Below are 16,643 nucleotides of genomic sequence, written 5' to 3' on the forward strand. Positions count from 1 at the left end.
ATGGAAGATATTCAAGAAATACTTGAGGATTTTTTAGTTGAAGCCTTTGAATTAGTCGAGCAAATTGATCATGATTTGGTTGAATTAGAAGCAAATCCTGAAGATTTAGAATTATTAAATAGAATTTTCCGCGTTGCGCATACTGTTAAAGGATCATCAAGCTTTTTAAATTTTGATGTTTTAACAAAACTTACTCATCATATGGAAGATGTTTTAAATAAAGCAAGACATAATGAGCTTAAAATTACTCCTGAAGTAATGGATGTAGTTTTAGAATCTATTGATATGATGAAAACTTTATTAAATTCTATTAGAGATAATGGAAATGATACAGCAATCGGACTTGATATAGCTCCAATTTGTGCAAGATTAACCGCAATTTCAGAAGGAGAAAGTTTAGAATCAATTACTCCGGCTAAGGCTGAAGAGCCAAAAGAAGAAGTTAAAGAAGAGCCAAAAGCTGAAGAACCTGAAGTTGATGTAAATAAACTTAGTGATGATGAAGTTGAAGCTGAAATTGAAAGACTTTTAAAAGTAAGAAAAGCTGAAGATCAAGCAAGACGCGCTGAAAAGAAAAAAACTCAAGAATCAACTCCAACCCCAAGTAAGCCAGCTCCACAGGCACAAAATGCAGCAGCTGAGAAAAAGGTCCCTGCAGCAGGTGGTGGAAGCAGCGGTGCAAATATGGATCAAACAATTAGGGTTGAAGTTAAAAGACTTGATCATTTAATGAACTTAATTGGTGAGCTTGTATTAGGTAAAAACCGCTTGTTAAAAATTTATGATGATGTTGAAGAAAGATATGATGGAGAAAAATTCTTAGAAGAATTAAATCAAGTTGTTTCTCAACTTAGCATTGTCACTACAGATATTCAACTTGCGGTTATGAAAACAAGAATGCAACCTATTGCGAAAGTATTTAATAAATTCCCAAGAGTTGTGCGTGATTTAGGCCGTGAACTTGGTAAACAAATGGAGCTTGAAATTTCAGGGGAAGAAACTGAACTTGATAAGTCTATTGTAGAAGAAATTGGCGATCCTATTATGCATATGATTAGAAATTCTTGTGATCATGGTATAGAAGATCCAGCAACGCGTATAGCTAATGGTAAACCAGAAAAAGGAACGGTTAATCTTAAAGCATATAATGAAGGAAATCATATCGTTGTTGAAATTGCCGATGATGGTAAAGGTTTAGATGCTGATGTGTTAAAATCAAAAGCAATAGAGAAAAACTTAATCACAGAGCGTGAAGCTGATCAAATGAGTGATAAAGAAGCATTTGCATTGATTTTCAAACCAGGTTTTTCAACCGCTGCAAAAATCACCAATGTTTCAGGGCGTGGTGTTGGAATGGATGTTGTTAAAACTAATATTGAAAAATTAAATGGTGTGATTGAAATCGATAGTGAGCTTGGAAAAGGCACTGTGATGAAGCTTAAAATTCCACTTACTTTGGCGATTATTCAATCTTTACTTGTGGGAACTCAAGAAGAATTTTATGCTATTCCACTTGCAAGTGTTCTTGAAACAGTTAGAGTGCCAATTGATGATATTTATACCATTGAAGGTAAAAATGTACTTCGCTTAAGAGATGAGGTTTTATCTTTAGTAAGACTTTCAGATGTATTTGGCGTAAAACAAGTGCTTGAAAATACTGATCAAACTTATGTAGTTGTTATAGGTGTGGCAGAAAGTAAGCTTGGTATTATAGTAGATACTTTAGTAGGTCAAGAAGAAATTGTTATCAAGTCTATGGGTGAGTATTTGCAAAATATCCAAGGTATAGCAGGAGCAACTATCCGTGGTGATGGTAGAGTAACTTTGATTATCGATGTTGCTGCTATGATGGATATAGCTAAAGAAATTAAAGTTGATATTAAAGCACAAATTGAATCGCAATCTAAAAAAACAACTAAAGAAAAACCAAGTGATTATACAGTGCTTATAGTGGATGATTCTAAAATGGATAGAAATATCATGCAAAAATCATTAGAGCCACTAGGTGTAAGTATTATAGAAGCAACTAATGGTGTTGAAGCATTAAATACAATTAAATCAGGCGAGCATGATATTGATGCTGTGTTGATTGATATTGAAATGCCAAGAATGGATGGTTATACCTTAGCAGGTGAAATTAGAAAATATTCTAAATATAAAAACCTCCCACTTGTTGCAGTAACTTCAAGAACTAGTAAATCAGACCGCTTAAGAGGTGTGGAAGTAGGAATGACTGAGTATATTACTAAGCCTTACTCTCCAGAGTACTTAGAAAATGTAGTTAGAAAAAATTTAAAACTAGGATAAGAAGATGAATGATAAATTAAACCAGGTTTTGCAAAAACAACAAGCGCAAATTGCAGAACCTGATGTAGATAAAGAAGAGGATATTATTCAGCTTGTTGGTTTCGTGGTAGGAGATGAGGAATACGCTATTCCAATTCTTAATATCCAAGAAATTATTAAACCTATAGAATATACTAGGGTTCCAAGTGTACCTGATTATGTTTTAGGTGTGTTTAATATGAGGGGTAATGTTATGCCTTTGATTGATCTTGCTAAAAGATTTAATCAAGGTAGTTCTAAAATGACTCCTCAAACAAGATATATTGTTTTAAAAGGTATAGCAAATGGCAATCAAACTCCTGCAGGTAATGCAGGCTTTGTGATAGATAGATTAACAGAAGCTATTAAAATTCACAGAAGCAGGATTGATCCGCCACCTGAAACTTTACTAAAAGAAAAAGGTATGATTTTTGGTATAGGCAAAAGAGAAGAAAATATCTTGACTATATTAAAAGCTGAAGCTTTATTAAAGCGTGAGTTTTAATGATAAAGCTTTGTGCCTTTGACTTTGATTCTACGCTAATGGATGGGGAAACTATCGATATTTTAGCGCAAGAATATAATGTTGGTGATGCTGTAAAAGCAATCACCAACAAAGCAATGAATGGTGAGCTTGATTTTTTTGAAAGCTTAAGTGCTAGAGTAGCTTTGCTTGAAGGTATGCCTATAGAGCAGGTAAAGAAATGCTGTGAAAATTTACCTTTGATGAATGGCGCTAAAGAATTATGTGAATATTTAAAAAGTAAGAATATAAAAATAATCGTTTTTAGTGGTGGATTTCATGAAGGAATTGATTTAATACAAAATAAACTTCATTTTGATTTTGGTTTTGCTAACTTTTTACATAGTAAAAATGGTTTTTTAACAGGAAAAGTTGGCGGAGAAATTATGTTTAATAACTCAAAAGGTATTATACTACAAAGACTTAAGAAATTTTTAAATTTAAAAACAGAAGAAATTATGTGTGTAGGCGATGGAGCTAATGATATTTCTATGTTTAAAGAATGTGGATTAAAAATAGCTTTTTGTGCCAAAGAAATTTTAAAATCTCATGCAGATATTTGTATAGATAAGAAAGATTTAAAAGAAATAATAAAGGCAATACAATGAAAAAATTTTCGCTATGGTGTGATTTTATAGAAAATGAATTTTTAGATCATGAATTTTTAGATTTAATTTACTCAAAAACAATTAATGGTGCTACCTCAAATCCTGCTATTTTTAAAAATGCGATTTTAAACTCAGCTATTTATAAAGAAAAAATCAAAAAATCAAATCTTAAAGATAAAAAAGCTTTATATGAGTATCTTGCGATAGAAGATATAGCTAAGGCTGCGGATAAATTAGCTATTAATTATTATGAAAATAATGATGGTTTTATTAGTATTGAAATTGACCCAAGATTAAAAGATAATACTAGCCTATCTTTGGCCGAAGCAAAAAGATTATACACGCAAATTGCAAAAGAAAATGTGATGATGAAAATTCCTGCTACAGAAGCTTCTTATGAAGTAATGCAAGAATTAATGAAAAATGGTATTAATGTTAACGCTACTTTGATTTTTGATTTTGAGCAAACTAAAAAATGCTTTGAAGCTTTAAATTTAGGTTTAAAAGAATTTAGAAAAAATAATACCACAGCTAAAAAAGAGCCTCGAGCAGTTATTAGTATTTTTGTAAGCCGTTTTGATAGATTATTAAATAATCAAGTTTTAGATAAAAATTATATAGGAATTCTTACTGCAACAAAGGCTTATAATTATATCATTAAACAAAATGAAACAAATATTAGAGCTTTATTTGCAAGTACAGGTGTTAAGGGTGATGATTTAGAAAAAGATTATTATATTAAAGAATTACTCTATGATAAAGCTATTAATACTGCACCACTAGATGCTATTAAGGCTTTTAAAGGTAAGAAAATTATATTTAAAGAGCCTTTAAAAGATGAGTGTATAGAGAAAAAATTAAATGCAAATATTTCAAAAGATGCTTTAAGTAAAGCTTGTAAAGATTTGCTTGATGATGGTTTGGAGCAATTTTGCATAGCTTATGAAGATATTTTAAAATCTTTATAAACTTATTTGGCTATAATTAGCGTTTATTTTTTTAGAAAGGAAACAGATGTTAGAAGGTATCGTTAGAGAGAGTATCGGTAGAAAAGCTGCTAAAGCTTTAAAAAGAGATGGTTATCTAATCGCAAACATCTACGGAAAAGGATTAGAAAACATCAATGCTGCTTTTAAAGTAAATGAATTTATTAAAGAAGTACGCAAAAAAACTACTTTAGCTTTTGATGTAAAAGTAGCAGATAAAGTATTAAATGTTGTGGTAGTTGATTATCAAAAAGATCCTGTAACTGCAGAATTAAAACACGTAGATTTAAAAGTAGCACAAAAAGGTGTTATTTCTAAATATATGGTTCCTGTAAAGATCGTAGGAACAGCTATGGGTCTTAAAAATAAAGGTGTTTTAATCCAATCAAAAAGAAGATTGAAAGTAAAATGTGCAGCTGAAAACTTACCAAATTATTTTGAATTAGATGTAACTAAACTTGATGTTGGTGATGCACTTTTAATCCGCGATGTAGTTGTACCTGAGGGTGTAACTATGGTTGATGCTGATAGAGTAGCTGTAGTTGGCGTAGAAAAAGCAAGATAAAATGACCTTAGTCGTAGGACTTGGTAATATAGGAGAACAATACGCCCAAACCCGTCACAATGTAGGGTTTATGCTAATTGACTTAATTTTGAAAGATTTGCAAACAACAAAGCTTTCAAATCCCAAATTTAAAGGAGAGCTTTTTAAAGGCTCTTCTACTTTTTTTTTAAAACCTTCCACTTATATGAATTTATCAGGAGAAAGTGTAAAAGCTGTTAGTGAATATTATAAATGTGATAGAATCATTGTAATCCATGATGATATAGATTTAAATTTGGGTGCATTGAAATTTAAAATGGGTGGATCAAGCGGTGGACATAATGGGCTTAAAAGTATAGATAATCTTTGTGGCAATGCTTATGAGAGGGTACGCATAGGAGTAGGAAAAGGACAAGATGTAATTTCTCATGTTTTGGGAAAATTTAAACAAGAAGAACAAGAAAGTTTAACTAAGGTTTTAGAACATAGCAAAAAAGCTTTACTTGAGCTTTTAAATTCTGATATAGAAAAAATCGCTTCAAAATATTCTTTAAAAAGTTAAACGATGAGTATATTTTTTCGCTATATTTCATCTTTGTATTTAAAATCATTTTTTATTTTATTTTTTTCTTTGACTTTTTTCTTCGTAGCGATTGATTTTTTACTCAATTTCAATAGACTGCCAAAAAGTGCAAATTTAGAGCTTTTGTATATATTTTTCTTAACATGTTCAGCAGCTTCTTATATACTACCTTTAGCTATAGTCCTTGCTTTGGTTTTATGTATTTTTAATATGATACGCTCGAATGAATTTGTTAGCTTGTATGCTTTGGGTTTAAGTAAAAATCAAGTGATTTTTTATCCTTTTTTATGGGCTATGTTTTTTTGTTGTGTTTATGTAGGACTTAATTTTAGCGCCTTTGCTTATGCAGATGAATATAAAAGTAATATTCTCAAGCGTGGCGTTGTAGATAGAGAGGGTGGGGAAGTTTTGATTAAATATAATGATAAATTTATTTATATACAAAAAACAAGTTCTCAAACCTTATATAATATAAAAATCTTTGATGTAAAAAATTTAGACATTCAAAGCACAATCCATGCAAAAACTGCTAAATTTGATGGAGATTCTTGGAACTTAAATGACGCTAAAGCTACTAATGTACCACAAAATTTGATTGTTTCAAAAGAGGGTTTAAGCGTAGAAGAATTTAAAAATATCAAAGGCTTAGAAGACTTTTCTCCAAAAATCTTAGAAAGAATTTCTTTAGTAGAGAGCAATCCTTCTTATTCTATTTTAGACGCGCTAGAAAGTATGGCAATTTTTGCAAAACAAAATATTTCTACTAATACACTTAGAACAAGTTTATATTCTTTAGTTCTTACACCATTTTTTGCGCCATTTTTAATGCTTATTGTGTATTATTATTTTCCTTTAACAGCAAGATTTTTTAATCTCGCACTTTTAGCTTTTGTGTTTTTTGTGTGCATACTTTTAGTTTGGGGTTTGTTGTTTTTATTAACAAGATTGAGTGAAAATGAAATTTTACTTCCAGAGCTTGGTATAATGCTACCAGTATTTATTTTAATAAGTATAGGAAGTTTTTATTATTTTAAACACAAATAACTACAAGTGAGGTTTTTATGGATTATTTAAAACTAGCAAAAGAATACAACACACCATTTTATATTTATGATTTTGATAAAATTAAAGAGCGTTTTACAATGTTAAAAGATGCTTTTAAGGCAAGAAAATCACAAATTTTTTATGCAGTCAAAGCAAATTCTAATTTAAGTGTTTTAAAGCTTTTAGCTTCTTTGGATAGTGGGTTTGATTGTGTTAGTGCGGGTGAGATTTATAGAGCTTTAAAAGCAGGAGCTAAAAATTATAAAATTATTTTTAGCGGGGTTGGAAAAAGTGCTGATGAATTAAAATATGCTTTAGAGCAAAACATACTTTATGTAAATTTAGAAAGTTATGAAGAAATGCTTCTTTTGGAGCAAATTGCTAAAGAAGGTCAAAAGATAGCTCGTATAAGCATAAGGGTAAATCCAAATGTAGATGCTAAAACACATCCTTATATTTCTACAGGTTTGCATGAAAATAAATTTGGTGTAGATATAGAAAGTGCTAAAAAAATGTATCTTTATGCTAAAAACTCACAATTTTTAGAGTCAGTTGGAGTGCATTTTCACATAGGTTCACAAATTCTTGATATAAGTAGTATCCATGAGGCCTCAGCGATTGTTGCAAAATTAGTAAAAGAACTTTTAGCTTTGAAAATTAATATTAAATTCTTTGATATAGGCGGGGGTTTAGGAGTTTGTTATAAAGATGAACAAGAGCCAAATTTATATGATTATGCTCAAGGAATTTTAGCAAGTTTGCAAGGTCTTGATGTGTGTATAGGTATGGAACCTGGCAGGTTTTTGGTAGCAAATGCAGGCGAGTTTGTTACTAAAGTTTTATATGAAAAATTTAATGATAAAAAGCGTTTTGTGATTATTGATGGGGCGATGAATGATTTATTGCGTCCAAGTTTATATAGTGCTTATCATGAAATCAAGCTTTTGAGTGAAAATAAAGAAGAAAGCCTTTGTGATATTGTTGGTGGGGTTTGTGAGAGTGGAGATTTTTTAGCTAAAGATAGAAAACTAGCTAAAACAAAAGCAGGAGATTTGATCATAGTTAAAAGCGCAGGTGCGTATGGTTTTAGCATGAGTAGTAATTACAATACTCGCAATAGAGTATGTGAGCTAGCTTGTGAAAATGGCAAGGTAAGAATGATTAGAAAAAGAGAAAGTTATGAGGATCAAATTGCTTTAGAGCTTGATTTTTTAAAGGATTGAAATGTTGTTTTTAGATGTGCAAGGAACTTTGATTTCAGATTATGATAAAAGTCCTATAAATGGTGCTTTAGAACTCATTAAATCTTTAAATAAAGAAAAAATTCCTTATGTAATTATTACTAATAATACCAAAAAATTAGATTTTTTAAATTATTTGCAAAATTTGGGTTTTGAAATTAATGAAAAAGTTTATATTGATCCTTTTTGTGTTTTAAAAGATTATTTAAAACCTTGTAAAATAGCAGCTTTTGGGGCAAAAGAATTTTTAGATTCACTTCAAGAGTTAGGTTATGAGCTTGATTATAAAAATCCAAAAGCATTTTTACTAGCAAGTTATGATGATTTTAATTTTCAAGATTTTGCTAATATGATAGAGTATATTAAAGATGGCGTGCAAGCTATAGCAATGCATGAGGGTAGTATTTATAAGAAAAACTCAAGGCTTTATCCAGGTGTTGGAAGTATCATGTCTATGCTTAAAAATGCATGCGAGTTTGATTATAAAGTGATAGGAAAACCTAGTAAGGCTTTTTATGAAAGTGCTTTAAATTTATTAAAACAGCAAGATTGTAATGTGAGTTTTGAAAAGACTTTAATCATCAGTGATGATTTTAAAGGTGATTTGCTTGATGCCTATGGGCTTGGCATGCAAACAGCCTTAGTTTTAAGCGGTAAAATTTCTAACACTCAAGGTCTTGATACAACTAAACTTAATTTTGTATATGATAGTATTAAGGATTACTACATATCGAGGTTTAAATGAAAGAGATAGAAAAATTACGCAATAAAATCGATACTATCGATGATAAAATTTTGGCTTTACTTAATGAAAGAATGCTTCATGTTAAAGATATAGGAGTTATTAAGCAAAATTTAGGTGGGAGTATTTATAGACCTGAGCGCGAAAGGGCTATTATAAATAGACTTAAAAATTATAATCATGGTTTATTAGATCAAAATGCAATCGAAGCAATTTATCAAGAAATCTTTGCTGTATCAAGAAATTTAGAAATGCCCCAAAGCATAGCTTATTTAGGACCTGAGGGAAGCTATACACATCAAGTAGCAAGAACGCGTTTTGGTGCTATGAGTCGTTATACTCCACTTGCAAATATAGAAGATGTTTTCAAAGAATTAGCTCACAAAGAAGCAAAATATGGAGTAGTGCCTATAGAAAATAATACAGCAGGTGCAGTGGGTGTGACGCTTGATTGTCTTGGAAAATATGAGGATGTAAAGATTTTTGCTGAAATTTATATGGACATTCATCATTCTTTTGTAAGTATGAGTGAAAATTTAAAAGATATTAAACGCATATATTCTCATCCACAAGGTTATAATCAATGTAGAAATTTTTTAGAAAGTCATGATTTAAGTGAAGTAGAATTTGTAGCAAGCAAATCCACAGCTCATGCGGCTTATTTAGCTTCGCAAGATGTTACTTCAGCTGCGATTTGCTCTAAAATTGCAGCAAAACTTTATAATGTACCTATATTATTTGAAACGATTGAGGATAATTTGGCAAATCGCACTAGGTTTTTGATTTTAAGTGATATAAAAATACCTCAAATGCCTCATTGTAAAACTTCTATCTTAGCACTTGCTGCACACAAACCAGGTGGGCTTAGCGATTTGTTATATGAGTTTAAAAAAGAGGGGATAAATTTAACAAAACTTGAATCGCGCCCTATAAAAACAAGAGAATTTGTGCATAGTTTTTATATAGATTTTGAAGGACATATTGATGATGAAAATGTCCAAAGAGTATTAAAAAAAGCTGAGCATATAAAATGGCTTGGATCATATTTATCAGGAGAAAGCAATGAAATTTAATCCTTTTTTAGAGGCTATTAAAACTTATGAAAGTGGCAAGGATATGGATTTAATTGCTAAAGAATATGGTTTAAAAGAAGTTATTAAACTAGCAAGTAATGAAAATCCTTATGGCACAAGTAAAAAAGCTAAAGAAGCCATCATAAATAATGCACATTTAGCTCATTTATATCCTGATGATACTATGAGTGAATTAAAACAAGCTCTAGCGCAAAAATATGATATTTTAAAAGAAAATCTCATCATAGGTAGTGGGAGTGATCAAATCATAGAATATATAGTACATGCAAAACTTGATCATTCTAAGGCTTATTTGCAATGTGGGGTTAGTTTTGCTATGTATGAAATTTATGCAAAACAACTAGGAGTTAAGATTTATAAAACTCCAAGTTTAACCCATGATTTAAATGAGTTATATGAGTTATATCAAAAGCATAAAAATGAAATTAAAGTAATCTTTTTATGCTTGCCAAATAATCCTTTGGGTGAGTGTTTAGACGCAAGTGAGGTTTTTGAATTTTTAGAGAAAATCGATGAGGATTGTTTGGTAGCCATTGATGGAGCTTATAATGAATTTGCTTCATTTAAAGATAGCAAAAAACATATTAATCCTAAAGAATTAATCCATAAATTTCAAAATGCAGTATATCTAGGAACCTTTTCTAAGCTTTATGGTTTGGGTGGCATGAGAGTGGGTTATGGTATAGCTTGCAAGGAAATTATCAATGCATTTTATAAATTACGAGCACCTTTTAATGTGACTAATTTGAGTTTAAAAGCTGCTGTTGCTGCATTAGATGATGATGAGTTTGTGCAAAAAACCTTAGAAAATAATTTTTCACAAATGAAACTTTATGAAGATTTTGCTAAAAATTATAAAATTCGATACATTCCAAGCTATACAAATTTTATTACCTATTTTTTTGATGAAAAAAATAGCACAGATTTATCTGAAAAACTGCTTAAAAACGGTATAATAATAAGAAATTTACAAAGTTATGGTTTAAATGCTGTGCGTATAAGTATAGGTACAGAGTATGAAAATTCAAGGTTTTTTGAAGAGTTTTCTAAAAATTTTTAGTTTGTAGGAAATAAATGGATTATAAAACTATACTGCACCAAGTAGGTCAGCTTTATCAAAATTTAAGTTTAAGACAGCGTATTATTATTGCTGCTTCTATTGTTGTTGTAGTTGGATTTTTAGTATTTTTAACCCTTTTTAGAAGTGGCTCTACAGTAGCTAGTGAAGCTGGATATTCAGTATTATTTGAAAATGCTAATACTAGTGATTCGGCGATGATAGTAACTCAGCTTGAAAAAAGTGGAGTTCCTTATATTTTGCGTAATGAAGGAACGATTTTAGTTCCTAATGAACAAGTATATAAACAGCGTTTAGCTATTGCCTCTGCAGGATTATTGCCAAAAGATAATAAAGTAGGCTTTGAGCTTTTTGATAAACAAGAATTTGGAGCCACAGAAGCTGAGCAAAAGGTAAAATACCAAAGAGCATTAGAAGGTGAGCTTGCTAGAACGATTGAAAGTTTAGAGCCTATTCATAGTGCTACGGTTCATATTGCTTTTGCTAAAGATACACTTTTTACCCAACAACAAGTTCCACCAACTGCTTCAGTAGCTTTGACTATAAAAGAAGGTTTAAAGCTTAATAAAAAGCAAATTATGGGGATTAAAAACCTAATCGCTTCTTCAGTAACAAAACTTACTCCAGAAAATGTAAAAATCATGGATCAAAAAGGTATTCCTTTAGATGATGAGGGTGCTTTTGAAAGTGATTTAATTGCTGCTCAAATTAAATATAAAAGAGATCAAGAATATGAATTAGAGCAAAAAATTGTTGCTTCTATTGCTCCATTTGCAGGTGGCTATGATAGGGTAGTAGCAAAGGTTAGTATTGATTATGATTTTTCTAAAGAAGAATCACAAAGTGAAGTATATGATCCAAATACCGTTGTGCGTAGTGAGCAAACCTTGGAAGAGCATAGAGAAGGCTATAAAGATAAAGAAATTCAAGGTGTACCAGGTGCTGTTTCAAACATCGGTCCTGTGGAAGGTTTGGATGATAAAGGTGCGCGCGAGGTTTATACTAAAAATCAAACTACAACTAATAATGAAATTTCTAAAAAAATTACCAACACCACTAAGCAATTTGCAACCATTAAAAGAATTTCTGCAGCTGTTGTGGTAGATGGAAAGTATAAAGTAATTACTGATGATCAGGGAAATATTACTAATGAATATATTCCTTTGAGTGATAAAGAAATTAAAGCGATTGAAAATCTTACTAAAGGTGCCATAGGATTTAATCTTGCTAGAGGCGATGCGGTTGAAGTAAATAATTTGGAATTTCATAGAACAGCTAAAGTTGAAAATAAGGTTCAAACTTTTTATTCAAGATTTGTTGAGCCTTTTATTCCACCTGTTAAGTATGTATTTGCCGCGATTTTGCTTTTTATCTTTTACAAAAAAGTTATTGTGCCATTTTCTCAAAAAATGCTTGCAGATATTAGACTTGAAGAAGAGATGGAAGGTAAGGATGGGCAGATTATTGATGAGGCTGAAGATGCTATTGAAAAATTCAATGCTGCTCGTAGAAAAGTTGAAGAACAGCTTGGTTTTGGAGATAGTTTTGATGAGGATGCATTACAATATGATGTTTTACTTGAAAAATTAAGAGCAGTAGCTAATGAAAAAGGCGAAGAAGTGGCATTATTGTTGCAAAAACTTGTTGAAAATGAAGCTGAATTTGGTGAGAAGGATATCTAATGATAAAGCTTAGCGAAGAACAAAAAATGGTCTATGATGACCTTTCTATGCCAGAAAAGGTTGCCATATTTTTAATCCAACTTGGAGAAGATGTAACGACAGTTTTATTTTCTCATATGGATATTAATGTCATCACTGAAATTTCTCGCTATATTGCTTTAGCAAAAAATGTTGATAAGCCAGTTGCTACTGCAGTGCTTGAGGAATTTTATACTTTACTGCAATCAAATCAATACTTAAAAAGTGGTGGTTTGGAATATGCAAAAGAAATTTTATTTAGAACTTTTGGTCCTGAAATTGCCAATAAAATTTTGGAAAAACTTACCAAAAGTATGGAAAATAATCAAAATTTTGCTTATCTTTCACAAATTAAACCACAACAACTTGCAGACTTTATCATTAAAGAACACCCGCAAACTATAGCTTTGATTTTAGCTCATATGGATACTACTCAAGCTGCTGAAACTTTGGAATATTTTAGCGATGAATTAAGAGCTGAAGTTGTAATAAGAATGGCAAATCTTGGAGATATATCTCCTTCAATTATCAAAAGAGTATCTGCTGTGCTTGAAAGTAAGCTTGAAAGTCTTACTTCTTATAAAGTTGAAGTGGGTGGTCCAAGAGCAGTTGCTGAAGTGCTTAATCGCTTGGGTCAAAAAGCCTCTAAAACAACACTTTCTTATATTGAGCAAAGTGATGAAAAACTTGCTACAACCATTAAAGATTTAATGTTTACCTTTGATGATATTTCTCAACTTAGCACTAATGCGATTAGAGAAGTTTTAAAAGCTGCTGACAAGCGTGATTTGATGATAGGTTTAAAGGGCGCAAGTGAGGATTTAAAACAAAAATTTATGTCCAATATGTCTACGCGCGCTGCTGAAGCTTTTGTAGAAGAAATGGGCTTTTTGGGTGCTGTGCGTGTTAAAGATGTAGAAGAAGCACAAAGAAAAGTTGTAGAAGTGGTGCAAAAACTTGCAGAACAAGGTCTTATCCAAGTGGGTGAGGCTGATGAGATGATAGAGTAAGATTATGGCAAAATTAACCAATGTAATTTCACCTGAAAATATTTCTGCTCATGTAGTTGAGGGTTATCATTTTAAAGTTATGAGTGAAATGCCCTCTAGTGAAGAACAAAAACAAGAAGAAATTCAAACTATAAATCAAGCCTCTCCTGTCCAAAACACACAACAAGCAGTAGAAAATCAAACAATAGAAGCTACTCCACAAGCCCCACAACCACAAATTCAACCTGATTTTGTTGAAGATTTACTTAAAAAAACTGATGAAATGTCAGGAAATATCATTAAGTTGCAAATGCAGATAGAAAGCCAAGAGGCTGAATTTAACAATCGTTTAAATACAGAATTAGAACATGCAAAGGAAAAATTTACTAAAGAAGGTTATGAACAAGCACAAAAGAATTTTGAAAGTGAATTAGAAGCCTTGAAGGAAAAATACTTAAAAAGCGTAGAAAAGCTTGAAAATACAGTGCAAAATTTAAATGAGTTTTTATCTAAAAATGAAAAAGAATTAGCCGATACAGCTGTAATTATTGCAAAAGAAGTGATTGCAAAAGAGCTCGAAGAAAATTCATCACTTATAGCATTAAATTTAGCAAAAGAACTTATGAGTGAACTTAAAAATGCTACTAAGATAGAATTAAAGTTAAGTCCTGATGATTTTGAATATGTAAAAGCACACTTGCAAGAACAAAGCAATATTAAATTTAGTCTTGATGATGCGATTAATAAGGGAAGTATTTTAATATTAAGTGATGCGGGTAATATAGAGTCAAACCTTAACAATCGTTTGCAAAAAATCAAAAACATGGTTAATGAATGATAGATTTAAATAACTTAAATATTAAAAATATGCAAATTAAAGAACTGGAAAATTTAGCTAGTAATTTGCGTGAAGTTATCATAGATACAGTGAGTAAAAATGGTGGACATTTAAGTTCAAATTTAGGTGTAGTTGAGCTTAGCATAGGAATGCATTATGTTTTTGATGTGCGAAAAGATCCTTTTATTTTTGATGTTTCACACCAATCTTATCCACATAAGCTTTTAAGTGGTAAGATAGATAATTTTCATACTTTAAGACAATTTAATGGTTTAAGTGGCTATACCAAGCCTGATGAGGGGGATTATTTTGTAGCAGGACATTCAAGCACTTCTATATCTTTAGCAGTTGGAGCTTGTAAGGCTATAAGATTAAAAAAAGAAGATCGCTTACCTGTTGTATTAATAGGCGATGGAGCGTTAAGTGCGGGTATGGCATATGAAGCTTTAAACGAGCTTGGCGATAGAGAATATCCTTGTGTGATTATTTTAAATGATAATGAAATGAGTATTTCAAGGCCAATTGGAGCTATTTCAAAATACCTTTCTCAAGCAATGGCAACGCAGTTTTATCAAAAGTTTAAAAAACGCATAGAAAATCTTTTAGAGTATTTTCCTCAAGGCGCATCTTATATGGCAAAGCGTTTTGAAGAGGGTTTAAGACTTATTACACCTGGACTCTTATTTGAAGAATTAGGACTTGAATATATAGGGCCTATTGATGGACATAATTTAAATGAAGTTATTAATGCGTTAAATCAAGCTAAAGCTATGAATAAACCTTGTGTAGTGCATGCGCAAACTATCAAAGGCAAAGGTTATACATTAGCTGAAGGTAAAAATGCTAAATGGCATGGAGTAGGTGCTTTTGATAGAAGTAGCGGAGAGAGTTTAAAGGCTAATATGAACAAAAAAAGTGCGACAGAAATTTTTTCAAATACACTTTTAAATTTAGCTCAAAAATATGAAAATATAGTAGGTGTAACTGCTGCTATGCCAAGTGGAACTGGAATAGATAAGCTAATGGAAAAATATCCTGAGCGTTTTTGGGATGTAGCAATTGCAGAACAACATGCAGTTACTTCTATGGCAGCTATGGCTAAAGAAGGTTTTAAGCCTTTTATAGCAATTTATAGCACTTTTATGCAAAGAGCTTATGATCAAGTTATCCATGATTGTGCTATTATGAATTTAAATGTAGTTATTGCTATGGATAGAGCTGGCATAGTAGGAGAAGATGGGGAAACTCATCAAGGTGCTTTTGATGTTAGTTTTTTAAGTACTATACCAAATATTACTTTAGCGGCTCCAAGAGATGAGGCTATGATGGAAAAAATTATGGAGTATGCTTATTTTCATCAAGGTGTTTTTGCTTTTCGTTATCCTAGAGGTAATTTTTTATTAGATGAAAATTTTAATCCATGTGAGATAAAACTTGCAAAAGCTCAAATTTTATCTAAAGTGCAAAGCGATAAAGTATTTTTAGGTTTTGGTCAGGGTGTGGCTAAGGCAAAACTAGCTTTAGATAAACTTGGTTTAGATTATGCAAGCTTAATAGATTTGATTTTTGCAAAACCTTTAGATGAAGAGCTTTTAAAAGAATTGGCAAAAGATACAAAAACTTGGTTTGTTTTTTCAGATAGTGCTAAGATAGGTGGAGTGGGAAGTTTGATTACAACTTTCTTGCAAAAAGAAAACCTTTATCATATAAAACTAGTAAGTTTTGAATTTGAAGATCAATTTATAACTCATGGTAAAACAAATGAAGTAGAAAAATTTCTAGAAATTGATGTTGAATCTTTGTGTAAAAAGATTAAAATTTATTAAAAGATAAAAAATATCCTTTAATATAATCATTTTTTTATAAAAAAAGCGTTATACTATATAAAAAATATCGGAGAATTAATAATGGAACTTATTCAATTGCTTAAAAATTGTGATTTAAAAGCTACTCCTCAAAGACTTTGTATTTTAAAAATTTTAAAACGCCATGAACATCCTAATATAGAATCTTTATACGAAAGCATTAAGGAAGAATATCCTTCTATCTCTTTAGCTACGGTGTATAAAAATTTAAATACTTTAAAAGAACAAGGTTTGGTTGTAGAAATCAACACTCCAAATCAAAAAACTTGTTATGATATTTATGAATATCCTCATATACATGTAATTTGTAGCAAATGCAATCATATAGAAGATGTATGTTATGAAGATAGTGGGATAAATAAATACCAAGAAGATCTTGAGAAAAAAATTGGCAATATCATTGATTATCTTGGCGTATTTGCTTATGTGAATGGTTGTAAAGCTTGTAAAAAATAAAATGGTTTGTGAAGTCCAAAGACGCTT

Annotated in this window: 16 protein-coding genes; all 16 read left to right on the forward strand. The window is 30.9% G+C overall.

Translation table 11 applies throughout. The features are described from left to right. The 16 genes from L8V85_RS05645 to perR all read left to right on the forward strand — a co-directional run bounded on the left by L8V85_RS05645 (nucleotide 1) and on the right by perR (nucleotide 16,616). On the forward strand, nucleotides 1-2,307 hold the full coding sequence (locus L8V85_RS05645; RefSeq protein ID WP_220566582.1) for a chemotaxis protein CheW: 2,307 nt from the start codon (nucleotides 1-3) through the stop codon (nucleotides 2,305-2,307). A 4-nt stretch (nucleotides 2,308-2,311) separates the two neighbouring features. Further along, on the forward strand, nucleotides 2,312-2,830 hold the full coding sequence (locus tag L8V85_RS05650) for a chemotaxis protein CheW (protein WP_133319537.1): 519 nt from the start codon (nucleotides 2,312-2,314) through the stop codon (nucleotides 2,828-2,830). Next, a complete protein-coding gene (gene serB, locus L8V85_RS05655; RefSeq protein WP_263676223.1) occupies nucleotides 2,830-3,456 on the forward strand; it encodes a phosphoserine phosphatase SerB in 627 nt (208 codons plus the stop codon). The genes L8V85_RS05650 and serB overlap by 1 nt, the downstream gene beginning before the upstream one ends. Next, nucleotides 3,453-4,424: a transaldolase gene (locus L8V85_RS05660; protein ID WP_263737634.1), complete on the forward strand. Its 972-nt coding sequence runs from the start codon at nucleotides 3,453-3,455 to the stop codon at nucleotides 4,422-4,424. The genes serB and L8V85_RS05660 overlap by 4 nt, the downstream gene beginning before the upstream one ends. A 46-nt stretch (nucleotides 4,425-4,470) precedes the next feature. Then, nucleotides 4,471-5,007 (forward strand): 50S ribosomal protein L25/general stress protein Ctc, encoded by a 537-nt coding sequence (locus tag L8V85_RS05665; RefSeq protein ID WP_133319540.1) that lies wholly within the window; start codon nucleotides 4,471-4,473, stop codon nucleotides 5,005-5,007. A gap of 1 nt (nucleotide 5,008) precedes the next feature. After that, entirely contained in the window at nucleotides 5,009-5,548 is a 540-nt protein-coding gene (gene pth, locus L8V85_RS05670; RefSeq protein ID WP_263737635.1) for an aminoacyl-tRNA hydrolase, read from the forward strand. A gap of 3 nt (nucleotides 5,549-5,551) precedes the next feature. After that, a complete protein-coding gene (locus tag L8V85_RS05675) occupies nucleotides 5,552-6,613 on the forward strand; it encodes an LptF/LptG family permease (RefSeq protein WP_220566586.1) in 1,062 nt (353 codons plus the stop codon). Between the two features lie 17 nt (nucleotides 6,614-6,630). Next, nucleotides 6,631-7,836, forward strand: a complete 1,206-nt coding sequence (gene lysA, locus L8V85_RS05680) for a diaminopimelate decarboxylase (RefSeq protein ID WP_263737636.1) — start codon at nucleotides 6,631-6,633, stop codon at nucleotides 7,834-7,836. A 1-nt stretch (nucleotide 7,837) separates the two neighbouring features. Next, nucleotides 7,838-8,599: an HAD-IIA family hydrolase gene (locus tag L8V85_RS05685; protein WP_263737637.1), complete on the forward strand. Its 762-nt coding sequence runs from the start codon at nucleotides 7,838-7,840 to the stop codon at nucleotides 8,597-8,599. Then, nucleotides 8,596-9,669, forward strand: coding sequence for a prephenate dehydratase (pheA, locus tag L8V85_RS05690; protein ID WP_070255253.1), 1,074 nt, complete (start codon nucleotides 8,596-8,598; stop codon nucleotides 9,667-9,669). The genes L8V85_RS05685 and pheA overlap by 4 nt, the downstream gene beginning before the upstream one ends. Continuing rightward, nucleotides 9,659-10,750: a histidinol-phosphate transaminase gene (gene hisC / locus L8V85_RS05695; protein WP_263664590.1), complete on the forward strand. Its 1,092-nt coding sequence runs from the start codon at nucleotides 9,659-9,661 to the stop codon at nucleotides 10,748-10,750. The genes pheA and hisC overlap by 11 nt, the downstream gene beginning before the upstream one ends. A 14-nt stretch (nucleotides 10,751-10,764) precedes the next feature. After that, nucleotides 10,765-12,450 (forward strand): flagellar basal-body MS-ring/collar protein FliF, encoded by a 1,686-nt coding sequence (fliF, locus tag L8V85_RS05700; protein ID WP_133319547.1) that lies wholly within the window; start codon nucleotides 10,765-10,767, stop codon nucleotides 12,448-12,450. Beyond that, on the forward strand, nucleotides 12,450-13,478 hold the full coding sequence (gene fliG / locus L8V85_RS05705) for a flagellar motor switch protein FliG (RefSeq protein ID WP_039619192.1): 1,029 nt from the start codon (nucleotides 12,450-12,452) through the stop codon (nucleotides 13,476-13,478). Before fliF ends, fliG begins: the two co-directional genes overlap by 1 nt. 4 nt (nucleotides 13,479-13,482) lie before the next feature. Continuing rightward, nucleotides 13,483-14,295, forward strand: a complete 813-nt coding sequence (gene fliH, locus L8V85_RS05710) for a flagellar assembly protein FliH (RefSeq protein ID WP_263737638.1) — start codon at nucleotides 13,483-13,485, stop codon at nucleotides 14,293-14,295. After that, complete coding sequence (gene dxs, locus L8V85_RS05715) at nucleotides 14,292-16,121, forward strand: 1-deoxy-D-xylulose-5-phosphate synthase (RefSeq protein ID WP_263737639.1); 1,830 nt, start codon at nucleotides 14,292-14,294, stop codon at nucleotides 16,119-16,121. The genes fliH and dxs overlap by 4 nt, the downstream gene beginning before the upstream one ends. Before the next feature lie 81 nt (nucleotides 16,122-16,202). Continuing rightward, nucleotides 16,203-16,616, forward strand: coding sequence for a peroxide-responsive transcriptional repressor PerR (gene perR / locus L8V85_RS05720; protein WP_133319550.1), 414 nt, complete (start codon nucleotides 16,203-16,205; stop codon nucleotides 16,614-16,616). Nucleotides 16,617-16,643 lie beyond the last annotated feature (27 nt).

Origin of the sequence: Campylobacter sp. IFREMER_LSEM_CL2090 (assembly GCF_025771865.1) — a bacterium.
Classification (GTDB): domain Bacteria; phylum Campylobacterota; class Campylobacteria; order Campylobacterales; family Campylobacteraceae; genus Campylobacter_D; species Campylobacter_D lari_D.